Annotated in this window: 21 protein-coding genes; 15 read left to right on the top strand and 6 right to left on the bottom strand. The window is 68.8% G+C overall.

Going from position 1 to position 22,194, the window contains the following annotated elements; all coding sequences use genetic code 11:
* Positions 1 to 221 precede the first annotated feature (221 nt).
* The gene (locus tag INQ48_39130) at positions 222 to 2,459 is read left to right on the top strand and encodes an NADP-dependent isocitrate dehydrogenase (protein QRF61403.1); all 2,238 of its coding nucleotides are present in this window, start codon (positions 222 to 224) and stop codon (positions 2,457 to 2,459) included.
* A 26-nt stretch (positions 2,460 to 2,485) separates the two neighbouring features.
* Entirely contained in the window at positions 2,486 to 2,839 is a 354-nt protein-coding gene (locus INQ48_39125) for a DUF1161 domain-containing protein (protein ID QRF61402.1), read from the top strand.
* Positions 2,840 to 2,851: 12 nt separating this feature from the next.
* Here the strand turns inward: INQ48_39125 and INQ48_39120 are convergent, their stop codons facing one another.
* Positions 2,852 to 4,381 carry an FAD-dependent monooxygenase gene (locus tag INQ48_39120; protein QRF61401.1) on the bottom strand — a complete coding sequence of 510 codons (1,530 nt, stop codon included), beginning with the start codon at positions 4,379 to 4,381 and terminating at the stop codon, positions 2,852 to 2,854.
* Positions 4,382 to 4,487: 106 nt separating this feature from the next.
* Between INQ48_39120 and INQ48_39115 the strand changes: the two genes are divergently transcribed.
* Both INQ48_39115 and INQ48_39110 read left to right on the top strand, forming a co-directional pair.
* Positions 4,488 to 4,985 carry a glutaredoxin family protein gene (locus INQ48_39115; protein ID QRF61400.1) on the top strand — a complete coding sequence of 166 codons (498 nt, stop codon included), beginning with the start codon at positions 4,488 to 4,490 and terminating at the stop codon, positions 4,983 to 4,985.
* A 59-nt stretch (positions 4,986 to 5,044) separates the two neighbouring features.
* Entirely contained in the window at positions 5,045 to 5,632 is a 588-nt protein-coding gene (locus tag INQ48_39110; protein QRF61399.1) for a hypothetical protein, read from the top strand.
* A 15-nt stretch (positions 5,633 to 5,647) separates the two neighbouring features.
* Here the strand turns inward: INQ48_39110 and INQ48_39105 are convergent, their stop codons facing one another.
* Positions 5,648 to 6,640: a DJ-1/PfpI family protein gene (locus INQ48_39105; GenBank protein QRF61398.1), complete on the bottom strand. Its 993-nt coding sequence runs from the start codon at positions 6,638 to 6,640 to the stop codon at positions 5,648 to 5,650.
* Between the two features lie 40 nt (positions 6,641 to 6,680).
* On the opposite strand from INQ48_39105, the gene INQ48_39100 reads away from it, so the two are divergent.
* Complete coding sequence (locus INQ48_39100; protein ID QRF61397.1) at positions 6,681 to 7,826, top strand: DJ-1/PfpI family protein; 1,146 nt, start codon at positions 6,681 to 6,683, stop codon at positions 7,824 to 7,826.
* On the opposite strand, the gene INQ48_39095 is transcribed toward INQ48_39100, so the two are convergent.
* The 4 genes from INQ48_39095 to phnD all read right to left on the bottom strand — a co-directional run bounded on the left by INQ48_39095 (position 7,827) and on the right by phnD (position 11,492).
* Positions 7,827 to 8,924, bottom strand: coding sequence for an iron-containing alcohol dehydrogenase (locus INQ48_39095; GenBank protein QRF61396.1), 1,098 nt, complete (start codon positions 8,922 to 8,924; stop codon positions 7,827 to 7,829).
* 74 nt (positions 8,925 to 8,998) lie between these two features.
* The gene (gene phnE / locus INQ48_39090) at positions 8,999 to 9,823 is read right to left on the bottom strand and encodes a phosphonate ABC transporter, permease protein PhnE (GenBank protein ID QRF61395.1); all 825 of its coding nucleotides are present in this window, start codon (positions 9,821 to 9,823) and stop codon (positions 8,999 to 9,001) included.
* On the bottom strand, positions 9,820 to 10,626 hold the full coding sequence (gene phnC / locus INQ48_39085; GenBank protein QRF61394.1) for a phosphonate ABC transporter ATP-binding protein: 807 nt from the start codon (positions 10,624 to 10,626) through the stop codon (positions 9,820 to 9,822). The genes phnE and phnC overlap by 4 nt, the downstream gene beginning before the upstream one ends.
* On the bottom strand, positions 10,623 to 11,492 hold the full coding sequence (gene phnD / locus INQ48_39080) for a phosphonate ABC transporter substrate-binding protein (GenBank protein QRF61393.1): 870 nt from the start codon (positions 11,490 to 11,492) through the stop codon (positions 10,623 to 10,625). The genes phnC and phnD overlap by 4 nt, the downstream gene beginning before the upstream one ends.
* 147 nt (positions 11,493 to 11,639) lie before the next feature.
* Between phnD and INQ48_39075 the strand changes: the two genes are divergently transcribed.
* From INQ48_39075 to INQ48_39030, 10 genes are all read left to right on the top strand, one after another.
* Positions 11,640 to 12,527: a LysR family transcriptional regulator gene (locus tag INQ48_39075; GenBank protein QRF61392.1), complete on the top strand. Its 888-nt coding sequence runs from the start codon at positions 11,640 to 11,642 to the stop codon at positions 12,525 to 12,527.
* 128 nt (positions 12,528 to 12,655) lie between these two features.
* Positions 12,656 to 14,176: an amidohydrolase family protein gene (locus tag INQ48_39070; protein QRF61391.1), complete on the top strand. Its 1,521-nt coding sequence runs from the start codon at positions 12,656 to 12,658 to the stop codon at positions 14,174 to 14,176.
* On the top strand, positions 14,173 to 15,255 hold the full coding sequence (locus INQ48_39065) for an ABC transporter substrate-binding protein (GenBank protein ID QRF61390.1): 1,083 nt from the start codon (positions 14,173 to 14,175) through the stop codon (positions 15,253 to 15,255). The genes INQ48_39070 and INQ48_39065 overlap by 4 nt, the downstream gene beginning before the upstream one ends.
* Positions 15,256 to 15,388: 133 nt before the next feature.
* Entirely contained in the window at positions 15,389 to 16,228 is an 840-nt protein-coding gene (locus tag INQ48_39060; protein QRF61389.1) for an ABC transporter permease, read from the top strand.
* Positions 16,225 to 17,046 carry an ABC transporter permease gene (locus INQ48_39055; protein ID QRF61388.1) on the top strand — a complete coding sequence of 274 codons (822 nt, stop codon included), beginning with the start codon at positions 16,225 to 16,227 and terminating at the stop codon, positions 17,044 to 17,046. The genes INQ48_39060 and INQ48_39055 overlap by 4 nt, the downstream gene beginning before the upstream one ends.
* Positions 17,047 to 17,066: 20 nt before the next feature.
* Positions 17,067 to 17,918: an ABC transporter ATP-binding protein gene (locus INQ48_39050; GenBank protein ID QRF61387.1), complete on the top strand. Its 852-nt coding sequence runs from the start codon at positions 17,067 to 17,069 to the stop codon at positions 17,916 to 17,918.
* Positions 17,919 to 18,033: 115 nt separating this feature from the next.
* Positions 18,034 to 18,999 (top strand): TauD/TfdA family dioxygenase, encoded by a 966-nt coding sequence (locus tag INQ48_39045; GenBank protein QRF61386.1) that lies wholly within the window; start codon positions 18,034 to 18,036, stop codon positions 18,997 to 18,999.
* 17 nt (positions 19,000 to 19,016) lie between these two features.
* Positions 19,017 to 20,372, top strand: coding sequence for an extracellular solute-binding protein (locus tag INQ48_39040; GenBank protein QRF61385.1), 1,356 nt, complete (start codon positions 19,017 to 19,019; stop codon positions 20,370 to 20,372).
* Positions 20,373 to 20,384: 12 nt separating this feature from the next.
* A complete protein-coding gene (locus INQ48_39035; protein QRF61384.1) occupies positions 20,385 to 21,296 on the top strand; it encodes a sugar ABC transporter permease in 912 nt (303 codons plus the stop codon).
* Positions 21,283 to 22,194 (top strand): carbohydrate ABC transporter permease, encoded by a 912-nt coding sequence (locus INQ48_39030; protein QRF61383.1) that lies wholly within the window; start codon positions 21,283 to 21,285, stop codon positions 22,192 to 22,194. The genes INQ48_39035 and INQ48_39030 overlap by 14 nt, the downstream gene beginning before the upstream one ends.

Below are 22,194 nucleotides of genomic sequence, written 5' to 3'. Positions count from 1 at the left end.
CGATGCCAGGCGGCTCGCCGCGGACAGGGATGGCCCTGACGCGCGGGGATATTTTTGGGGTGCCGGTGGCCTGAGACACACCCCCGTACCAGGGTTTCGGGGGCCCATCGGCCGGCCCCGGCCCCGGTCGCGCGACAATCCGGGGTTACGGCCAAAAAAGGGCCACCCCCTGACGGCCGGAAATTCCAGCACTTGACAACCTGCATCTACGGAAGAAGCGCATGAGCACGAAGCAACCCACCATCGTCTACACCCTGACCGACGAGGCGCCCCTGCTGGCGACCTACGCATTCCTGCCCATCATCCGCACCTTCGCGAATCCGGCCGGGATCAACGTCGAAACCAGCGACATCTCCGTGGCGGCCCGCATCCTGGGCGAATTCCCCGAGCTGCTGGCCGACGACCAGAAAGTGCCGGACAACCTCGCCGAACTTGGCAAGCTGACCCTCAAGCCCGAAGCCAACATCATCAAGCTGCCCAACATCAGCGCCTCGGTGGCCCAGCTCAAGTCGGCCATCAAGGAACTGCAGGGCAAGGGCTACAAGATCCCCGACTACCCCGAAAACCCGACCACGGACGAGGACAAGGACATCCGCGCGCGCTACAACAAGTGCACCGGCAGCGCCGTGAACCCCGTGCTGCGCGAGGGCAACTCCGACCGCCGCGCGCCCAAGGCGGTCAAGGAATACGCGCGCAAGAACCCGCACAGCATGGCCGAATGGAGCCAGGCCTCGCGCTCGCACGTCTCGCACATGCACGGCGGCGACTTCTACCACGGCGAGAAGTCCATGACCCTGGACCGCGCGCGCAACGTCAAGATGGAGCTCATCACCAAGAGCGGCAAGACCATCGTGCTCAAGCCCAAGGTCGCGCTGCTGGACCGCGAGGTCATCGACTCCATGTTCATGAGCAAGAAGGCCCTGCTCGAGTTCTACGAGAAGGAGATCGAGGACGCGCACAAGACCGGCGTGATGTTCTCGCTGCACGTCAAGGCCACCATGATGAAGGTCTCGCACCCCATCGTGTTCGGCCACTGCGTGAAGATCTTCTACAAGGAAGCCTTCGAGAAGCACGGCAAGCTGTTCGACGAGCTGGGCATCAACGTCAACAACGGCATGGTCGACCTCTACAACAAGATCGCCACCCTGCCCCAGAGCACCCAGGACGAGATCAAGCGCGACCTGCACGCCTGCCACGAGCACCGCCCCGAGCTGGCCATGGTCGACTCGGCCAAGGGCATCACCAACTTCCACTCGCCCAACGACGTGATCGTGGACGCTTCCATGCCCGCGATGATCCGCAACGGCGGCAAGATGTGGGGCGCCGACGGCCGCCTGAAGGACGTCAAGGCCGTGATGCCCGAATCGACCTTCGCCCGCATCTACCAGGAGATCATCAACTTCTGCAAGTGGCACGGCGCCTTCGACCCCAAGACCATGGGCACCGTGCCCAACGTCGGCCTGATGGCGCAGAAGGCCGAGGAATACGGCTCGCACGACAAGACCTTCGAGATCCCCGAGGACGGCGTCGCCAACATCACCGACCTGGACACCGGCGAAGTGCTGATGAGCGAGGACGTCGAGCAGGGCGACATCTGGCGCATGTGCCAGGTCAAGGACGCCGCGATCCGCGACTGGGTCAAGCTGGCCGTCACCCGCGCGCGCAACTCCGGCATGCCGGTCGTGTTCTGGCTCGACGCCTACCGCCCGCACGAGGCCCAGCTGATCACCAAGGTCAAGATGTACCTGCACGAGCACAACACCTCGGGCCTGGACATCCAGATCATGAGCCAGGTGCGCGCCATGCGCTACACGCTGGAGCGCGTGGTCCGCGGCCTCGACACCATCAGCGCCACCGGCAACATCCTGCGCGACTACCTGACCGACCTGTTCCCGATCATGGAACTGGGCACCTCGGCCAAGATGCTGTCGATCGTGCCGCTGATGGCCGGCGGCGGCCTGTACGAGACCGGCGCGGGCGGCTCGGCCCCCAAGCACGTGCAGCAGCTGGTGGAAGAGAACCACCTGCGCTGGGATTCGCTGGGCGAATTCCTTGCGCTGGCCGTGAGCCTGGAAGACCTGGGTATCAAGACCGGCAACCAGAAGGCCAAGATCCTCGCCAAGACCCTGGACACCGCCACCGGCAAGCTGCTCGACAACAACAAGAACCCCTCGCCCAAGACCGGCCAGCTCGACAACCGCGGCAGCCAGTTCTACCTGGCGATGTACTGGGCACAGGAACTGGCCGCGCAGACCGACGACAAGGACCTGCAGGCCGCCTTCGTGAAGCTGGCCGGCACCCTCGCCGCCAACGAGCAGAAGATCGTCGACGAACTCGCCGCCGTGCAGGGCAAGGCCGTGGACATCGGCGGCTACTACCTGGCCGACAAGGCCAAGTTCGAGGCCGTGATGCGTCCGAGCGCCACGCTCAACGCGGCGCTGGCCTCGGCCCAGGGCTGATCGGCATCGCGCGGGTGGCGGCAGCCATGAAGCCCTCCTGGCGCGCGATGCTCCCCGCCGTGCTGGCCCTGGCCGGCGCGGCGGGCGGCGCGCACGCGGCCGAGGACTGCGAGGCCCTGCGCACCCGCATCGAGTCGAAGATCGCCGCCGCCGGCGTGGCGCGCTTCACCGTGGCCGTCGTCGAGGCCGACGCGTCGACGAACGGGCAGGTGGTGGGGAGTTGCGAGCTTGGCAGCAGGAAGATCGTCTATGAAAGGGACGTCGGCACAGGCGCGGGGTCGGCGCCGGTGGCGGCGGGACCGGGCTCGGCTTCGGTGGGGGAGCCGATGCTGACCGAGTGCAGGGATGGGACTGTTTCGATGGGTGGGGATTGCAAGTAGCCTCCTGAGGCATCACGTCCTGCGTGGCGCTGCAACCCAGGTGGTCAGGGCTTCTTCAAGACCCTCCCACGATGACTCTCCAACCCACGCCACGTAGCCGTCGGGCCTGACCCACACGGCCGCCGGCGCACCGACCTCGCCGATCACCGGAAGCTCCCAGGTGCCATCGAAACTGGCATCGATCACCTGGACCTTGTCGGCCAGGCGTTCCGCATCGGAACCACCCGGCATCCCGAAATTGAGCAGCAGCGGCCGCCCCGAGTGCATCAGCGTGAAGACGCGCTTCGTACCGTCGGCCGTCACGACATCGAGATCCGGCATCCTCCGTCCTACCAACGGGTGCCCCTCCCCCAGGTCATACCGGATATCCAATCCAGACATCATCCCCGCGAAGCGCTTGCGCGGCGCTTCCATCCGAAGCAGCTCCGACACGCTCTCCGCCAGCGCCTTGCTGCGATCGTCCTGCCGCCGCAGCGCGACCTGCGCCAGCGAATTGCGCAGCACCAGCGCCCCTACCGGATGCCGCTCTGCCTGATAAGTATCGAGAAGACTCTCCGGCGAAATCCCCTTGACCACTTGCGCCAGCTTCCACCCGAGGTTGAAGGCATCCTGCACGCCTAGATTGAGCCCCTGCCCGCCCGCCGGGTAGTGCACATGCGCTGCATCTCCGGCCAACAGCATGCGGCCCTTGCGATAGCTCGCCGCCTGCCGGGCCATGTCCGTGAATCGCGAGAGATGAAGCGGGCTGTGGACGCCAAAGTCGGTGCCGTAGTGCGCCATCAGGCACTCGCTCAGATCGCGCAGCGTGGGCGGGTCCGCGCGTCCCACTTCTCGCTCCGTCACCATGATCCGCACTGTCTTCCCGTCGTCCATGCGGCTCAGGCCGTGGGTCCCGATCGCGTCGTGCCGCATGCCCCACATGGGCTCCTCGGCGACCTCCGCTTCGGCAAGGATGTGGCTGATCGTGGCGTCCCATCCCGGAAACTCGATCCCCGCCGCCTTCCGGATCGCGCTGCGCCCGCCATCGCAGCCGACCAGGTATTGCGCGCGCAGCGTCCGGCCTTCGCGCAGATGGACGTCGACACCGGCCTCGTCCTGATCGAAGCCGACCACCTCGCGCTCCCGATACGTGGTCACTCCCAGTTCGGCAATCCAGCCCGCAAGAATGCGCTCGATGTGCTTCTGCCACAGCGCCAATCCGTAGTTGTGCCGCGTCGGAAAGTCGCCGATGTCGAGCCGGTTGAGGCCGAACGCGGCCACCTGGGCGGTCTGGCCTTCGGCCAGGAACCGGTCGACGATGCCGCGCTGGTCGAAGATCTCGAGGGTGCGCGCATGCAGGCCGCCGGCGCGCGATCCTTCGATGTCCTGGTTCGAGCGCCGCTCGAGGATCGCAACGTCGACGCCGGCCAGCGCCAGCTCGCCCGCGAGCATCATGCCGGTGGGGCCGGCGCCCGCGATCAGCACCGCATGTCCATTGCCACGCGCGGCGACGCCTGCGGAAATCTCGTCCTGGGCTCGGCCCGTCTCGTTCGATCGACTCATTGCCTGCGGTCCTCCGTGCGATGGCCTGTGGCTTGTTTCAGATACCACCGATGGCCCCTGTAACATCTGCCTTGCTTGGCCTCGACCAGACAACAGGTACGCCCCCATGCGGTTGCTCCCCATTTTCGTGGTTCTGCTTGCGAGCGCGGCATCCGCCGCCGATGGCTCGTCCGCCACGACAACCACGCTCTACAAGTCCATCGGGCCCGACGGCCGAACGATCTACAGCGACGTTCCGCCCCCACAGGCACGCGAATCGAAGACGCTGACGTTCAAGAACCTGCCGGCCAGCCCCCTGTCCACTGAAACCCTCGCGTACATCGAGCAACTGCGCAAGTCCGCGGACATCCGTGCATCGGCACCGCCGCCTCGCGACACGGTGCTGTTCTCGGCCAAGTGGTGCGGCTTCTGCCGGCAGGCGAAGGCCTACCTGGCGACCAAGGGCATCGGCTATCGCGAAGTGGACATCGACACCACCGAAGGCAAACTGGCCTATGCGCAATTGGGTGGCAACAGCGGCGTGCCCCAACTGTTCGTGAATGGCCGGGGCATCACGGGCTTTTCGGCCCCTGCTTACGACGCTTTCCTGCAGCCTCGCAAATAGGACTGCGTCGAAGTACTCATGCGATCGCACAGCGCCCGGCGTTCATGTTCGGTTCTTCGATGAAGAAGCTCTCCACCAAAGGCGCGAGCCCATCTGGCTCGCGATTGTTCGTGTCGATTCTTTCGACCATCCCACGAACCATGCCGCTCCGATCCTCGAGATTCAACGCCGTCGTCCTCGCGGCGATAACCGCCGCCCTGTCGGGATGCGCATTCCCCTACCATCCGGCCGAGGGCCCAGATCTGGCAACCGTACGGTTCGTCAATCTGGGCTTCAACAACGTGATTCCGTTTGAGTCACCACAGGGCGATTGCAGGGACACCCAGGTATTCGGCAACCACCTCGTCAAGACGGGAGAGGGCGTGGGGCATGGCCAATCGGCGTCGACACAGGCCCGTCCCAACAAGCTGTTCGTCGTCAGTTTCTCGGGTGTGAGTGGTCTGGCGCTCTGTGGCGTTCCCGCCGGACTCGTTCCCGAACCCAACGGCGAGTATGAGATCACCCTGCGCAGGGATAGCAAGATTTGCTGGCTCACGGCCACTCAGAACAGCGCGACAGGCAAGAAGGACATTCCACTGGTACTCATCAAGGTTCATCGACCAGCGTTAGGCCCCCAATGGTGCGAAGTCGTGAAGCCCACCGAATAGCAAGCGGAACTCGGACTAACTCCCCTCCCTCCACCCCCCAGGCGTCACCCCATGCAGCCGCACGAACGCGCGCTGCAACGCATCCACCGACCCGAACCCACTGCGGTTCGCGATCCTTTCCTGCGTCCACCCGGTCTGCCGCAGCAACTGCGCCGCCGCCGCCACGCGCGTGCGCTCCACGAAGCGCGCGGGCGTGCACCCGGTCTCGGCCGCAAAGGCGCGCGCGAAGTTGCGCGGGCTCATGCCGGCGCGCTCGGCCAGCGCCTCGACCGCGAGCTCTTCCTGCGGATGGGTGCCGATCCATGCGACCAGTTCGCGCAGCCGATGGCTCGCGCTGGCCTGCGCCTGCAGGGCGGGGGTGAGCTGCGGCTGCTCGCCGCCGCGCAGCATCGGCAGCGCCAGGGTGCGCGCGATGTCCATCGAGACCTCATGGCCCAGGTCGTCCTCGACCAGCGCGAGCGCGAGTTCGATGCCGGTGACCACGCCCGCTGAAGTCCAGACCTTGCCGTCGCGCACGTAGATGCGCTGTTGACGCACGCGCACCTGCGGACGCAGTTCCTGCAGCATCTCGCACACGCGCCAGTGGGTGGTGGCCTCGCGCCCGTCGAGCAGGCCGGCCGCGGCCAGTGCAAAGGCGCCGCTGCACACGCTCGCGACGCGGCGCACGCGCGGCGCGGCCTGGGCGATCCAGTCGCCGATGCGCTGCTCGAGGATGGCGTGGCGCACGGCGGGTTCGTCGCCGCCGGCCACGATCAGGGTGTCGATGGCGGCGGGCAGCGCGTCGAGGCCGCGGGTGTCGCCCAGCTGCAGGCCGCTGTTGGTCGACACGGCGCCGCCGCCCGGCGAAGCGATCAGCACCTCGTAGCTGCCGGGGCGCAATTGCTCGGCCTTGCTGAACACGCTGGCGGGGCCCGCGACGTCGATGGCCTCGACGCCATCGAACGCGACCAGCACGACGGTGCTGGCAGGAACCGCGGCTTCTTCGTCCTTGTGGGTGGGGGTCGGCATTCCTAAGCTCGGTGCATCGAGGTCATGAAGGGGATTCTCCATGTGGAACGGGCTGCGTGCGCTGCTGTGCGCGAGTATGGCGGCGATCGGGTTGGCGGGATGCGGCACGGGCACACGCGATGCGGCGGTGCCGCCCGCGGCGCACGACGAGGCGGCGCTCGCGCGCGACCGGCAGGCCTTCGTCGAGGCCATGAAGCCTCGTCGGCCCGGCCGGCCGGTGGTCGCGATGCTGGCGCTCAACGAGGGCACCGAGCTCACCGACCTGCTGCTGCCGCACGCGGTGCTGCAACACGCCGACGTGGCCGAAGTGCGGATCGTGGCGCCGCGCGCGGGCCGGGTCACGCTGTTCCCGGCGCTGCAGGTCGAGGGCGCGCAGGACTTCGCCAGCTTCGACCGCGCCCATCCCGCTGGCGCCGACTACGTGATCGTGCCCGCGATGGAGCCGGCCGACGCGCCCGCGGTGCGGGCCTGGCTGCAACAACAGGCCAGCCGGGGCGCACGCGTGATCGGCGTGTGCTCGGGCGCGCTCGTGCTCGCGCACGCCGGCCTGCTCGATGGCCGGCGCTTCACGGGCCACTGGTACGACCGCGGCACGCTGCGCCAGCGGCCCGGCGCCACGCACGTGCCCGACAGGCGCTACCTGGTCGACCGCGACGTGGCGACGACCACCGGCATCACGGCCTCGGTGCCCGCGACGCTGGCGCTGGTCGAGGCGATCGGCAGTCCCGCGAAGTCGACGGCGATGGCGGCCGAACTCGGCGTGGACGGCTGGGGCCCGGCGCATGCGAGCGCGCCCTTCGGCCTCACGACCGGCCGCGGCGCCGAGTACCTGTTCAACAAGGCCGCGTTCTGGCGCGGCGAGCGTCGCCGGCTCGAGGTCCGCGACGGTGCCGACGACATCGCGCTGGCGCTGGCCACCGATGCATGGACGCGCACGGGCCATGTCGATGTCGAGGCGGTCTCGGCCTCGGGCCCGGTGAGGCTGCGCAGCGGGCTCGTGCTGGTGGCCGGCCCCGCCACGCGCGAAGCACGACCGCTGCCGCTCGTGGCCGCGCTCAAGCCGGTGCAGCAGCTCGACCGCACGCTGTGCGAGATCGCGGGCCGCTTCGGCAACGCGCGGCGCGATTGGGTGATGCAGGAGATGGAGTACCCGCGCACGGCGGCGAACACCGCCTGCGCATCCTGATCAGCCGGCGTCGGCGGCGATGAAGTTGCGCCCGCGCGCACCGGCCAGCGCCTGCACGATGCGCTCGCTCCACTCCGCCTCGGGAATGCCATAGCTCATCGGATCGACGCTCACGCCCAGCCCCTCGAGAAAGGCGCTCAGCGACGCGACGGCCTGGCCGATGTCGTGCGCATCGAACACCGACAGCAGCAACGCATCGAGCGCCGGATCGCGCCCGGCCGCGAGCTGCATGATGCGCGGCAGGCTGAACGAACACGCGATGCCGTGCGGCACGCCGTGCCGCAGCGTGATGTCGTAGGACAGCGAATGCGCGAGCGCAGTGCGCGTGTTGGAGAACGCCAGGCCGGCCTGCAGCGCGGCAGTGGCCAGGCGTTCGCGGAGCTCGGGCCGGTCGGGCCGCGCCAGCAGTTCGGGCAGCGTGGCGACGATGCTGCGTGCCGCGCTCACGGCGAGGCTCGCCGACACCGGGTTGCGGTGCACGTTCCACAGCGACTCGAGCGCATGCGACAGCGCATCGAGGCCGCTGGCCAGGGTGGCCGCGTGCGGCAGGCTCAGCATCAGGTCGGCATCGACGATGGCGGCCTCGGGCCAGGTCCACGGCAGCTGCAGCGACAGCTTGCGTGCGCGCGCCTGGTCCCACACGGTGGCCCAGGGAGTGACTTCGCTGCCGGTGCCCGCGGTCGTGGGAATGGCCAGCAGCTGCCGGTGCCGCCGGGTCGCGGCCGGCGCGCTGTCGGCGCCTTCGAGCAGCGCGAGCAGCTCGTCGAAGCGCCCGGCCGCGGGGCGCGTGAGCATCACCTTCGCGCAGTCGATCACGCTGCCGCCGCCGAGCGCGACGACGCAATCGACCTCCGCATGCTCGCGCCACAGCCGTTCGTACATCGGCGCCAGCCAGGCCACGTCGGGGTTCGGCAGCACCTCGGTCTCGACGGCCGCGAGGCGCTCGCCCAGCAGGCCGCGGATGCGCTCGACGAGGCCGAGGCCGACTGCCTCGGGGAAGGCGATCAGGATCGCGCGGCGTGTGCCGAGCAGCCCGGGCAGCGCATCGAGCGAGCCGCGGCCGGCGTGCACGTCGACGGGGTTGTAGTAGGTCCACATGATGGGTTCGGGAAAGCTCGCGCCACGGCCGCGTCATGTGGCCGGTCGCCTAAGAGAAAAGATCCGTGCGGCCTTCAGTGCCGGCCGCTGTGCTGGATGCGGTGGCGCAGCTGGCTCGAGAGCAGGTCGGCCACGATCACCATCACGGTGATCACGATGATGCAGGTGGCGGTCTCCTGGTAGCGGAACAGCTTGAGGCTGCTCACGAGCTCGAAGCCCAGCCCGCCCGCGCCCACCATGCCCAGCACGGTGGCCGAGCGCAGGTTCACCTCGAAGCGGTACAGCACCACGGCGATCCAGGCCGTGACCACCTGCGGCAGCACGCCGAACACGATCACCTGCAGCGGCCGCGCGCCCGTGGCGCGCAGGGCCTCGAGCGGGCCCTGGTCGATCTCCTCGATGGCATCGGCGAAGAACTTGCCGAGCATGCCCGCGCCATGCAGCGCGAGCGCCAGCACGCCGGGGAACGGTCCGAGCCCCACGGCCGACACGAACACCAGCGCGAGGATCAGCTCGTTGATGCTGCGCACCACGTTCAGGGCCTGGCGCGTGCACTGGTAGACCCAGCGCCGGCTCTGCAGGTTGCGCGCCGCCAGGAAGGACAGCGGAATCGCGGGCAGCACCGCCAGCAGGGTGCCCCAGACGGCGATCTGGATGGTCTCGAGCGCGGGTGCGACCAGGCGGCTCAGGATGTTCGTGTCGGGCGGCATGGTGCGGCCCAGGAAATCGAGGATCTGCGGCAGGCCCGCCGCCAGTTCGGACCAACTGAGCTGCGCGCCGCCGGCGCTCCATTGCAATGCCCAGCCGACCACGCACAGGCCGATCAGCAGGTTGAACCAGCCGCGGCGGCTCTCGGGCAACGGGCCGGTCCAGGCGTATCGGGTCGAGGGGGTGTTCATGCGTGTCCTTCGGTGCGTGCCAAGAGCGGCAGCGGCACGGCCGCCTGCGCGGCGGGCTCCTTGCGATCGGCCGCGGGCTGCGGCACGTAGATGCGGTCGATGTCCTCGGGGCCCATGGCCTGCGGCGCGCCGTCGAACACGACGCGGCCCTGCGAGAGGCCGACGATGCGGTCGGCGAACTCGCGCGCGTAGTCGACCTGGTGCAGGTTGCACAGCACGGTGATGCCGAGGTCGCGCGAGGCATCGCGCAGGTACTGCAGCACCTTGCGCGAGGTCTGCGGATCGAGGCTCGCGACCGGCTCGTCAGCGAGGATCAGCCGCGGCTGCTGCGCGAGCGCGCGCGCGATGCCCACGCGCTGCATCTGGCCGCCCGAGAGCGAATCGGTGCGCGCATGGGCCTTGTGCGCGAGTCCCACGCGGCCCAGGCATTCGTGCGCCAGCGCGATGTCGGCGCGGCTGAAGAAATGCAGCACCGAGGCCAGGGTCGACACCGCGCCGAGCCGGCCCGTGAGCACGTTCTTCAGCGCGCTGAGCCGCGGCACCACGTTGTGGTGCTGGAAGATCATGGCCACGCGCTGGCGCAGCGCGCGCGTGTCGGCGCAGTTCACGGCGTCCATGCCGTCGACCCTGAGCTCGCCGCCGTCGGCCAGCGTCAGCCGGTTCACGCAGCGCAGCAGGGTCGACTTGCCGGCACCCGATTCGCCGAGCACCACCACGAACTCGCCCGCCGCGGCGTCGAGGTCCACACCGCGCAGCACGGCGTTGTCGCCATAGCGCTTGGTGAGCTGCCGGATGCGGATCACTTCATGCTCCGCAGGTCGAGCTTGAGCACCTTGGCGGTGTCGCGCACCACGTTGTAGGCCGCGTCGGTGGTGGGCTGGAAGCCGTTGAGCACGCCCTGGTCGCCCCAGGGCAGGTCCTTCACGTTGGCCAGCGCCTTCGCGATCTTCGCCTTCAGCGCCGGATCGAGGTCCTTGCGCCAGACCATCGGCGATTCGGGGATCGGGTTCGACGACCAGACGATCTCGAGCTCATCCTGCTTCACCTGGCCCTTGGCGATGGCGCTCGCGAGGATGCGGTCGGCCACGGCGGCGGCGTCGACCTTCTTGTTGGCCACGGCCAGGATGCTGGCGTCGTGCGAGCCCGAGAAGATCACGCGGCCGAAGAAGGTCTCGGGGTCGTAGCCGGCCTGCAGCAGGCCCGACTTGGGGAACAGGTGGCCCGAGGCCGAGGTCGGGTCGACGAAGGCGAAGCTGCGGCCCTTGAGGTCGGCGGTCTTGGCGATGCCGCTTTCCTTGCGCGCGATGATCACGCTCTTGTAGGCGCTCTGGCCGGTCTTCTTCGTCACGGCCACCGCGAAGGCTTCCACGTCCGCGACCTGGTTCGCGAGCACGTACGAGAACGGGCCGAGGTAGGCCACGTCGAGCTTCTTGGAGCGCAGCGCCTCGATCACGCCGTTGTAGTCGGTCGCCACGAAGGGCTTGACCGGCATGCCGAGCTGCTGCTGCAGGCTGTCGAGCACCTGGCGGCTGCTCTCGATCATGGCCTGCGAGTCCTCGGCCGGGATCAGCCCGATGGTGAGGGGTTGCGCGGCCAGTGCCGGCAGGGCGGCGACCGCGGAGAGAGCCAGGGCGATCAGACTGCGACGCAGGCGAAGAAGGGTGTTCATGGTGGTGTTGGGGATGGGAAAAGGGACTGGAAGGGACCGGAACGGCAGGCATCGGCCTGCGACTACCCCAAGGCTAAGAACGCCATGTGACAGGCGCATATCAGATCGATCACGGATTTGTCACGATTCCATTCAAACAATCTATGGATGTCCGCCGCCAAACTCCGCGCCTTCCTCGCCGTCGCCCAGCACGGCAGCTTCAGCGCCGCCGCGCGCGCCGTGGGCCTGAGTCAGCCCACGCTGACCACCCAGGTCCAGGCGCTGGAGCGCCAGCACAAGGTGATGCTGTTCCACCGCCAGGGCCACCGCATCGAGCTCACCAGCGTCGGCGAGCGCCTGCTGCCCATCGCGCGCCAGATCGCCGCGCTCGAACTCGATTCGTACAACCTGCTGCACGACAGCGGCGACCTGCAGTCGGGCGAGCTCAAGCTCGGCGCGGTCGGCCCTTTCCACGTGATCGAGATGGTCGACGCCTACCGCCGGCGCTATCCGCGGCTCGACGTCTCGATCCGCATGGGCAATTCGTCGTCGGTGTTCAAGGACCTCGAGGAGTACGCGGTCGACATCGGCGTGCTCGCGCGCTTCCACGAGGCGCCGGGTTTCAGCGCGACGCCCTATGCGCGCCATGCGCTGATCCTGTTCGTGCACCGCGACCATCCGTTCGCCAGGCGCGGCGAGATCCGGCTCGAGGAACTGCACGGCCAGCCCATGCTGCAACGAGAGAGCGGCTCCAGCACGCGGCGCGCGCTCGACGAGGCCTTCGCGCGCGCGGGCGTCCGGCCCAGGCTCGCGATGGAGATCGGCAGCCGCGAGGCGATCCGCGAAGCGGCCGCGCGCGGCATCGGCATCGGCGCGGTCTCCGAGGCCGAGTTCATTCCCGACGCGCGCCTGCGCACCGTGCGCATCGAGGGCGATCCCGCGGTGACGCAGACCTACCTCTATTGCCTGCAGGTGCGGCGCGACAGCCGCGTGCTCGCGTCCTTCTTCGACGTGGCGCTGAAGCTGCGCAAGGGGGCGTTCGAGGGCGCGACATGACATCCGGCCGCCGCGAACCTTTGCATCCATATGCGAACGACGGCTAAGCATCCCTGAAAGCCTTCGTTGGCCCGCCACCGGCGGCCACCTTAGTCTGCGTCGATCCTCTTTCAGCAAGGACCCCGCAGATGAACGACCGACTCCAGCGCGTGCATGCCTCGCGCTCGGCCGCCGTGAAGGCCGGCCTCGACCATCCGGTGATCGACACCGACGTGCACGTCAACGACTTCGCGCCGGTGCTCGAGGACTACGTGGCGCAGTACGGCGGCAACAAGCTGGTCGACGCGCTGCGCAAGGCGCTCGGCGGGCGCTTCGTCACGCGCAACGGCGGCGGCAAGGACTGGTACCAGCAGTCGGCCGAGGAACGCCAGTTCCACCGCACGCTGCGCGCGCCCTGGTGGGCCCGCGTCACGCGCAACACCTACGACCTCGCGACCTACACCCTGCCCGCGCTGCTGCACGAGCGCCTGGGCGAGCAGGGCTCCGACTACTCGATCCTGTTCCCCAACGACGTGCTCTCGCCGGCCGCGGCCGGCAGCGAGTACCGCCAGCCGCTGCACCGCGCCATCAACCACTTCCACGCCGACCAGTACCGACCCTATGCCGACCGGCTGACGCCGGTGGCGGGCATTCCGCTGCACTCGCCGCAAGAAGGCATCGAGGAGCTGGAGTTCGCGGTCAAGACGCTGGGCCTGAAGGTCATCAACATCGCGGGCGGCGTGCGCCGCCCGATCCGCGCCATCGCCGAGAAGTACCCGGCCGCCGAGCATCCCGAGATCGCCAAGCAGGTCGGCTACATCGACTTCTACGGCATCGACAGCGAGCACGACTACGACCCCTTCTGGGCCAAGGTGGTGGAGCTCGGCGTGCCGGTGACCACGCACTACGGCAGCCAGGGCTGGACCGGCCGGCAGTCGATCAGCAACTACATGAACAACCACATCGGCCACTTCGCCGACGGCTCGCAGGCCTTCGCCAAGGCGCTGTTCTTCGGCGGCGTGACGCGGCGCTTTCCGGGGCTGCGCGTGGGCCTGCTCGAGGGCGGCGCGGACTGGGGTTCGCACGTCTACACGCACCTGGTGGACCGCTGGGAGAAACGCAACCGGCATGCGGTACGCAACTACGACCCGGCCGAGGCCGACATCGAGCTGCTGGCCTCGCTGTTCGAGCGTTACGGCGGCGACTTCGTCAAGGGCCGCACGCTCGACAAGGCCACGCTGCTGCGCGACAGCCTGGGCATCTCGGCGCTGCCGCACAGCCGCGAGCCGAACGAGAGCGAGATCGACGACTTCGCGCTCGCGGGTATCGAGAAGGTCGAGGACATCCGCGACCGCTGGGTGAACAACTTCTACTTCGGCTCGGAAGCCGACGACCGCACCGTGGCCGCGGCCTTCAACGACAAGGTGAACCCGCTGGGCGTGAAGATCAACGCGATCTGGTCGTCCGACGTGGGCCACTGGGACGTGCCCGAGTTCACCGAGCCGCTGGCCGAGACCTGGGACCTGGTGCAGCAGGGCGTGATCTCGGCGGCCGATTTCCGGGCCTTCGTGTTCGAGAACCCGCACCGCTTCTACACCGAGGCCAATCCGCGCTTCTTCGAAGGCACCGAGGTCGGCCGCAAGCTGGCCGCGCAGAAAGGCACGCCATGAAGTTCGTGCGGCATCTCTTGCGCTGGACCGCGCTGCTGGCCACCGCCCTCGCGGCCTCGGCGCAGGCCGCGCCCGACACCATCCGCATCGGCGTGGCCACGGCGGGCGGCGGCGATCCCGTCACCTGGGGCGGCTCGCCCGGCGGCGTGGCGCGCGCCAACAACTGGCTCGAGGAGGAGTTCAAGGCCTCGGGCATCAAGGTCGAGTGGCTGTTCTTCAAGGGCGCGGGCCCGGCCGTGAACGAGGCGCTGTCGAACAAGCAGATCGACTTCGCCTACCAGGGCGACCTGCCCTCGATCGTCGGCCGTTCGAACGGCCTCAAGACCAAGGTGCTGCTGGTCAGCGGCGCGCGCAACAACCTCTACCTGGTCACGCCGACGCAGTCGAACATCCATTCGATCAAGGACCTCAAGGGTCGCACGGTGTCGATCTTCCGCGGCACCAACGGCCACCTGGTCGCGATCAACGTGCTGGCGGCCGACGGGCTGGCCGAGCGCGACATCAAGGGCGTGAACCTCGACACCGGCAGCGCGCAGGCGGCGCTGGTCTCGAACGGGGTGGACGCGGCCTTCGGCGGCTACGAATGGTTCAAGGTGCGCGACCAGGGACTCGCGAAGGTGGTCTATTCCACCCAGGGCCGCGACCCGGCGCTCACGCGCCAGGCCGCGCTGCTGGTGCGCAGCGAATTCGAGCAGGCCAATCCCGCCGAGGTGCAGCGCGTGGTCGACGTGTTCGTGCGCGCCGCGCACTGGTCGTCGGAGGAGAAGAACCGCGACGAGCTGTTCCGCATCTGGGCCCGCAGCGGCACGCCGGTCGCCTCGTGGACCGCCGAGTTCGACAAGCAGCCGCTGGCGCAGCGCAACTCGCCGCTGGCCGACGACTTCATCGTGGCGCGCTACAAGGCCGTGGTCGGCGATGCGCTCAAGCTCAAGCTGATCCGCCGCGAGGTCACGGTCGACGACTGGTTCGACACGCGCTACCTCAAGGCCGCGCTCAAGAAGCAGGGCCTCGAGGGCTACTGGACCGCTTCGGACGCGAAGGGGCAGCCGAAGGGCGGGCCCGCGGTCGCGTCGCGATGATCACGCGGTCTTCTTCCCTCTCCCTCCGGGAGAGGGTCAGGGGGAGGGCGACGGCCTTCGCACAGGCGGCGCTCAAGCCAGCGCCGCCGGCCCTCACCCCCGCCCTCTCCCAGAGGGAGAGGGAGCAACAACCATGAGCGCCGAAGCCGAACTGTCGGCGGTCCTGCAGCGCGAAGCGGTCACACCCGTTCGCCTGTCCTTGCCGTGGCGCCGCCTCGGCGACGCCGCCCTGCCCTGGCTGCTGCCCGCCGCCTTGCTCGCGCTGTGGTTCGTGGGTGCCGGCCAGGGCTGGATCTCGCCGCAGGTGCTGCCGCCGCCCGAGTTCGTGGCCGAGACGCTGCGCGACCTCGCGACCAGCGGCGACCTCTGGCTGCACGTGAGCACCAGTTTCGCGCGCGTGGGCGTGGGCTTCGCGATCGGCACGCTGCTCGGGCTGCTGCTGGGCACGGCCATGGGCCTGTCGCGCCGCGTCGAGGCCTACCTGCTGCCGAGCTTCAATGCGCTGGTGCAGATCCCTGTGCTGGCCTGGCTGCCCTTCGTGCTGCTGATCGTGGGCATCGGCGAGCCGCTCAAGTACATCCTGATCGCCAAGGCGGCGCTGGTGCCGGTGGCGCTCAACACGCTGCAGGGCTTCCGGCAGACGCCGCAGTCGCTGCGCGAGGTCGGCGAGGTCTACGGCTACAGCCGGCGCCAGCAGGTGCTGGAGATCGTGCTGCCGCATGCCGTTCCCACGCTGTTCACGGGCGTGCGGCTGGGCTTCACCAAGGCCTGGCTGTCGCTGGTGGTGGTCGAGCTGGTCGCTTCGAGCGAGGGGCTGGGCTACCTGATCGTCTATGGCCGCCAGCTGTTCCAGCTCGACCTGGTGATGGCCGCGGTGGTGGTCGTGGGCGCGATCGGCTGGGCCATCGACCGCCTGCTCGAGCGGCTCGAGAACACGCTGCACCGGCACCGCCCGGGCGGTGCCGCGCGATGAGCGCGCCCGCCTCGCTGTCGCGCGACGCGGCCGAGCTGGCCGCGGTGCAGCCGCTGCGGCCCGTCGATCGCAGCCGCTGGCGCGGCCTGGTGCTGCCCGCCGTGGCGATCGCGCTGTGGGCGCTGCTGTCGTGGCTCGACGTGGTGAACTCGGCGCTGCTGGTCTCGCCGCAGAAGGTGCTCGCGACCGCCGCCGACCAGGTCGTCAGCGGCCGCCTGTGGCGCGCGCTCCGTGCCAGCCTCGCGCGCGAGGCCACGGGTTTCCTGATCGGCACCGCCTCGGGCCTGGTGCTCGGCGCGCTGCTGGGCCTGTGGCCGCTGTTCAACCGCATCGTCGGCCCGAGCTTCAGCACCTTCAAGCAGATCTCGCTGTTCGCGTGGATTCCGCTGATCTCGGTCTGGTTCGGCCTCGGCGACGTGGCCAAGGTGGTGTTCCTCTCGCTGGCCGCGCTGGTGCCGGTGGTGGTCAACACCTGCGACGGCATCCGCACCGTGCCGCCCGCGCTGCTCGAGGTGGCGCGCGTCTACGGCTTCACGCGCTGGCAGACGCTCACGCAGGTGGTGCTGCCGGCCGCGCTGCCCGCCATCTTCACGGGCGTGTACCTCGCGCTCATCTATTCCTGGCTCGCGACCATCGGCGCCGAATACCTGCTGGTGGCCGGCAAGGGCATCGGCAACACCCTGATAGAGGGCAGCGAGCATTTCCAGATGGACCTGGTGATCTTCGGCATGTTCGTGATCGGCCTCGTCGGCTGGCTGATGAATGCCTCGGCGCGCGCGCTCGAACGCCGGCTGGCGCGCTGGACCGGCCGGGCCTGACACCTCTTCTTCCCCGCACCATGAGCACCTCCATCGCATCGAACGAACTCGACATCCGCGGCCTCGGCAAGCGCTACGCGCAGGCACAGGCGCGCGGCGGCGAACTGCAGGTGCTCGAGAACATCGACCTGCACGTGCCGCCGGGCAGCTTCACCAGCATCGTGGGCGCGAGCGGCTGCGGCAAGTCGACGCTGCTGCGGCTGGTCCTCGGGCTCGACGACCAGTACGAAGGCCAGATCCTGCTGGGCGGCCAGCCGATCGCGGGCACCGGCCGCGAGCGCGGCATCGTGTTCCAGGACCACCGGCTGTTTCCGTGGCTCACGGTCGAGCAGAACATCGCCGTGGGCCTGCGCAACGCGCCGCTCGGCGCGAAGCAGAAGGCCGAACTGGTGGCCGAGCACGTGGCGCTGGTCGGCCTCGGCGGTTTCGAGAAATCGTGGCCGCACCAGATATCGGGCGGCATGGCGCAGCGCGTGGCCATCGCGCGCGGCCTGGTCAACCGGCCGCGCGTGCTGCTGCTCGACGAGCCCTTCGGCGCGCTCGACGCCCTCACGCGCGCGCGGCTGCAGAACGAACTGCAGCGCATCTGGCAGAAGGAGCGCATCACCATGCTGCTGGTGACGCACGACGTGGAGGAGGCCGTGTTCCTCGGCGACCGCGTGGTGGTGATGCAGCCCTCGCCGGGGCGCATCCGCCGCACCGTGGCGGTGGACCTGCCGCATCCGCGCAACCGCAGCGATCCGGCCTTCATCCGGTTGCGCGACGACGTGCTGAGCGACTTCGTCGATGCGGGCGTCGACGAGCGCCGCGCGCCACCGCGCGGCGGCGAACCCGGCGAGGCACGGCCCTCGCGATTGCAGCTCGCATGGTGAGGATGGAGCGCGAGCGCTCAGACGTTTTGCTCATTTCCAAGCAACGAATCGGTAGTTCGCCCGCGCGAACCCGCGCCACAGAATCTGCGGCTCCCGACCTTTGCCAGGACCCACGATGAGCAACGAGAACACCTTTTCCGCCGACGCCTTCGACACCAGCTTCGGCCATCTGCGCATCCGCCGCGTGGCGGGCAGCCTCGGCGGCGAGGTGCAGGACCTGAAGCTGTCGCCCGAACTCGACGCCGAGACCGTCGAGCTGCTGAATGCCGCGCTGGTCAGGCACAAGGTGCTGTTCTTCCGTGGCCAGACGCAGCTCGACGACGCATCGCACCAGGCCTTCGGCGCGCGCTTCGGCCGCACGGTGGCGCATCCGACGGTGCCCTCGCCCACCGGCACGAAGCTGTTCGAACTCGATGCCTCCAAGGGCGGCGGGCGCGCCGATTCCTGGCACACCGACGTGACCTTCGTCGATGCCTTCCCCAAGATCTCGATCCTGCGCGGCGTGAAGATCCCGGCCTATGGCGGCGACACGGTCTGGGCCAACACCGCGCTGGCCTACGAACGCCTGCCGGCGCAGCTCAAGCAGCTCGCCGACCAGCTCTGGGCCGTGCACAGCAACGACTACGACTACGGCGCCGACCGCGTGCAGGTCGAGGAGGAACGCCTGACCCACCACCGCAAGGTGTTCGTCTCGGCCGTCTACGAGGCCGAGCATCCGGTTGTGCACGTGCATCCGGTCTCGGGCGAGCGCGCGCTGCTGCTGGGCCATTTCGTGAAGAAGCTCGTCGGGCTGTCGAGCACCGAGTCGGCGCGCATCTTCGAGCTGCTGCAGAACCGCGTGATCCGGCTCGAGAACACGGTGCGCTGGAACTGGCGCCAGGACGACGTGGCGATCTGGGACAACCGCGCCACGCAGCACTTCGCGATCAACGACTACGGCAACCAGCCGCGGCTGGTGCGCCGCGTCACGGTGCACGGCGAGGCGGCCGTGTCCATCGACGGCCAGCGCAGCCGCACGCGCAGCCGGCCCGAAGCCACCAACGACGCGCGCATCGACGAAGTCATCGCCGCCACCGCCTGATGCCAAGCGCCCACGACATGAAGCCCCAGAATCCCCTCGCCTCGCTGCACCGCCGCGACCTGCTCAAGACCACCGCCGCGCTCGGCGCCGCATCGCTGCTGCCCGGCCTCGCCGGCGCCCAGGGCGGCGCCAAGAAGTTCGCGGGCGTGACGCTCAACGTCTCGACTTTCAGCGCCGCCTATCCCAAGCTGCTGCAGCAATGGCTGCCCGAGTTCGAGGCGCTGACCGGCGCCAAGGTCAACTTCGACACGCCCTCGTTCCCGGTCTACAACCAGCGCGCCGACCTCGAGCTCTCCACGCGCGGTTCGGCCTACGACGTGGTCAACGTCACCTTCATCTATTCGAGCCGCTGGATCAACTCGGGCTGGCTCACGCCGCTCGACGACTACATCCGCAACGCGAACCTGACCGCGCCGGACTTCGACATCAACGACTTCCTGCCCGGTGCGCGCGCGCCCGAGACCGGCCGCGACGGCAAGCTCTACGGCATTCCCTGGACCGCCGAGGCGCTGCTCACGGCCTCGTCGCGCTTCGACCTGGTGGAGAAGGCCGGCCTGGCCTTCCCCGACACCACCGACGACCTGGTGAAGGTGCTGCGCGCCGTCAACCGCAAGGAACGCGTGGCCGGCTTCGTGGCCGACAACCACTACGGCTGGACCTTCGTGCCCTACCTGCACGCCTTCGGCGGCGACGTGTTCCGCAAGGCACCCGACGACCTGTTCCCCACGCTCGACACGCCCGAGGCGATCGCGGCCGGCGAGTACTACGCCAACCTGCTCAAGGAATTCGGCCCCGATGGCGCCGTGACCTACCAGCCCGACCAGGTGACGCAGGCGCTCAAGCTCGGCCGCGTGAACTTCACCGATGCGGGCCAGCTCCACCTGGCGCAGCTCGGCGACGCCGCCACCAGCAAGACCGTGAAGACGGTGCGCTTCGGCCAGGTGCCCAAGGGCCCGGCCGGCCGCTTCCCGGGCACCGCCGTGCACGGCCTGGGCATTCCCACCGGCTCGAAGAACAAGGAGGCCGCCTGGGCCTTCATCCAGTGGGCATTGAGCAAGCAGACCACGCGCCGCGCCGTCACCGCGGGCTACGGTTCGCCGGCGCGCCGCTCGGACATCGATTCGCCCGAGTTCCGCCAGAAGCAGGTCATCAACGGCAGCGACCTCGCGAAGCTGTCGCTCGATGCGATCGAGTCGGCTTCCAAGTCGGGCCACATGAAGTACCGCACGGTCTCGGTCTATCCGCAGGTGGACCAGCAGCTCAACAAGGCGATCGAGCTGATCGCGAGCGGGCAGTTGTCGGCGAAGCAGGCCTTCCAGCAGGCGCAGGCCAACTCGATCGCCGAATTGAAGCGCGCGGGCGTCAAGCTCTGAGGCGCGGCGGCGATGGCTTCCGTGCTTTCCGCGCCGGCCTCCTGGCAGGCCGAGCAGCGGCGCGCCTTCCTGCTCGGGCTCTCGCCCTCGCTGGCGGTGCTGCTGCTGATCACGCTGGTGCCGGCGGCGGCGCTGCTGGTCGCGAGCTTCACGCCGCTGAGCCTGACCGATCCGGCGGCCAGCTTCCGCTTCGACGATCCGCTGGTGAACTACCGCCAGCTGCTGCACGACGACCGCTTCCTCGGCTCGATCGCGGTGCAACTCAAGCTCTCGGCCTCGAGCGTGGCGCTGCAGCTCGCCACCGGGCTGGGCCTGGCGCTGCTGCTCAACGGCAAGTCGCGCGTGCTCGACGGCGCGAAGACGCTGCTGCTGATACCGATGGTGCTGCCGCCGATCGTGGTGGCGCTGATCTGGAAGATCATCTACACGCCCGACGTGAGCCCGCTGCACCGGCTGCTCGAGCACATCGGCCTGCCCGTGCGCTCGCTGATCGCCGACCCCGACACCGCGCTGTGGGCGATCTCGCTGGCCGACACCTGGCAGTGGTTCCCCTTCACCATGCTGATGGTGCTGGCCTCGCTGCAGATGATTCCCGACGACCCGATCGAGGCCGCCACGCTCGAGGGCGCGAACCGCTGGCAGCTGTTCCGCCACATCGTTTTTCCCTACATCCGGCCGGTGCTGGTGGTGTGCGGCCTGTTCCGCCTGATCGACAGCTTCAAGGCCTTTCCGCTGATCTACGTGCTGACCAACGGCGGGCCCGGCAACGTGACCGAGGTCACCAACTACTACGGCTTCATCCAGGCCTTCAACTTCTCGTACTGGGGCTATGCGAGCGCGATCGCCACCGTGATGCTGGTGGGCGTGTTCGTGCTGAGCTGGCTGGTCGGCAAACTCGGATGGGGCAGCCATGACGCTCGCTAGCCGCACGATCGACGCCGCCGAACTCGCGCTGTCGCACGAGGAAGGCGCGGGCACCGACCTCTCGGGCGCCACGCACCGTGCGCGCCGCGTGCCCTGGCTGCGCGCCCACGGGCGCTCGCTGACGGTCGCGCTGCTGGTGCTGCTCGTGCTCTCGCCCTTCCTCTGGCTGGTGCAGCTCGCGTTCAAGCCCGCGGCCGACATCTTCGAGGACAGCCTGCTGTTCGTGCCCACGCTCGACGGCTTCCTGAGCCTGCTGCAGGGCAACTTCGTGCGCTCGTTCTGGAACAGCCTGGCGGTGAGCACGATGTCGACCGTCTTCTCGCTGCTGATCGGCGTGCCCGCGGCCTATGCGCTCACGCGCTGGAAGTTCAAGGGCCGCGACCGCATCGCGCTGTGGATCCTGGTCACGCGCATGGCGCCGCCGATCGCCTTCACCATCCCGTTCTTTCTCGCCTACCAGTACCTGGGGCTGCAGGACACGCTGATCGGCCTGGCGATCGTCTACCTGACCTTCAACCTCGCGATCGTGATCTGGCTGATGCAGACCTTCTTCGAGGCGGTGCCGGCCTCGCTCGAGGAGGCCGCGTGGATCGACGGCTGCGGCGTCTGGCAGGCCTTCTGGCGGGTGGCGCTGCCGCTGACCGCGCCGGGCCTCGCCGCCACCGCGGTGCTGTGCTTCATCTTCTCGTGGAACGACTTCTTCTACGCGCTGATCCTCACGCGCACCAACGCCATCACCGCGCCGGTGGCGATCGTCAACTTCCTGCAGTACGAAGGCTGGGAGTGGACCAAGATCGCCGCCGGCGGCACGCTCGTGATGTTCCCGGTCATCGTGTTCACGGTGCTGGTGCGCAAATACCTCGTGCGCGGTCTCACGGCCGGCGGCGTCAAGGACTGA

Source organism: Variovorax paradoxus (genome assembly GCA_016806145.1).
Taxonomy (GTDB): domain Bacteria; phylum Pseudomonadota; class Gammaproteobacteria; order Burkholderiales; family Burkholderiaceae_C; genus Variovorax.
Note: the sequence above shows the minus strand (reverse complement) of the source record. Positions and strands in the feature narration are given on the sequence as shown.

What these genes read in the sequence shown, in the direction of transcription:
- INQ48_39070 (QRF61391.1), top strand. Translation starts at nt 12,656, where the DNA reads ATGAACGACCGACTCCAGCGCGTGCATGCCTCGCGCTCGGCCGCCGTG.
- INQ48_39130 (QRF61403.1), top strand. Translation starts at nt 222, where the DNA reads ATGAGCACGAAGCAACCCACCATCGTCTACACCCTGACCGACGAGGCG.
- INQ48_39125 (QRF61402.1), top strand. Translation starts at nt 2,486, where the DNA reads ATGAAGCCCTCCTGGCGCGCGATGCTCCCCGCCGTGCTGGCCCTGGCC.
- INQ48_39075 (QRF61392.1), top strand. Translation starts at nt 11,640, where the DNA reads ATGTCCGCCGCCAAACTCCGCGCCTTCCTCGCCGTCGCCCAGCACGGC.
- INQ48_39120 (QRF61401.1), bottom strand. Translation starts at nt 4,381, where the DNA reads ATGAGTCGATCGAACGAGACGGGCCGAGCCCAGGACGAGATTTCCGCA.
- INQ48_39115 (QRF61400.1), top strand. Translation starts at nt 4,488, where the DNA reads ATGCGGTTGCTCCCCATTTTCGTGGTTCTGCTTGCGAGCGCGGCATCC.
- INQ48_39035 (QRF61384.1), top strand. Translation starts at nt 20,385, where the DNA reads ATGGCTTCCGTGCTTTCCGCGCCGGCCTCCTGGCAGGCCGAGCAGCGG.
- INQ48_39110 (QRF61399.1), top strand. Translation starts at nt 5,045, where the DNA reads ATGAAGAAGCTCTCCACCAAAGGCGCGAGCCCATCTGGCTCGCGATTG.
- INQ48_39040 (QRF61385.1), top strand. Translation starts at nt 19,017, where the DNA reads ATGAAGCCCCAGAATCCCCTCGCCTCGCTGCACCGCCGCGACCTGCTC.
- INQ48_39030 (QRF61383.1), top strand. Translation starts at nt 21,283, where the DNA reads ATGACGCTCGCTAGCCGCACGATCGACGCCGCCGAACTCGCGCTGTCG.
- INQ48_39095 (QRF61396.1), bottom strand. Translation starts at nt 8,924, where the DNA reads ATGTGGACCTACTACAACCCCGTCGACGTGCACGCCGGCCGCGGCTCG.
- phnE (QRF61395.1), bottom strand. Translation starts at nt 9,823, where the DNA reads ATGAACACCCCCTCGACCCGATACGCCTGGACCGGCCCGTTGCCCGAG.
- INQ48_39055 (QRF61388.1), top strand. Translation starts at nt 16,225, where the DNA reads ATGAGCGCGCCCGCCTCGCTGTCGCGCGACGCGGCCGAGCTGGCCGCG.
- INQ48_39060 (QRF61389.1), top strand. Translation starts at nt 15,389, where the DNA reads ATGAGCGCCGAAGCCGAACTGTCGGCGGTCCTGCAGCGCGAAGCGGTC.
- INQ48_39100 (QRF61397.1), top strand. Translation starts at nt 6,681, where the DNA reads ATGTGGAACGGGCTGCGTGCGCTGCTGTGCGCGAGTATGGCGGCGATC.
- INQ48_39105 (QRF61398.1), bottom strand. Translation starts at nt 6,640, where the DNA reads ATGCCGACCCCCACCCACAAGGACGAAGAAGCCGCGGTTCCTGCCAGC.
- phnD (QRF61393.1), bottom strand. Translation starts at nt 11,492, where the DNA reads ATGAACACCCTTCTTCGCCTGCGTCGCAGTCTGATCGCCCTGGCTCTC.
- INQ48_39065 (QRF61390.1), top strand. Translation starts at nt 14,173, where the DNA reads ATGAAGTTCGTGCGGCATCTCTTGCGCTGGACCGCGCTGCTGGCCACC.
- INQ48_39050 (QRF61387.1), top strand. Translation starts at nt 17,067, where the DNA reads ATGAGCACCTCCATCGCATCGAACGAACTCGACATCCGCGGCCTCGGC.
- INQ48_39045 (QRF61386.1), top strand. Translation starts at nt 18,034, where the DNA reads ATGAGCAACGAGAACACCTTTTCCGCCGACGCCTTCGACACCAGCTTC.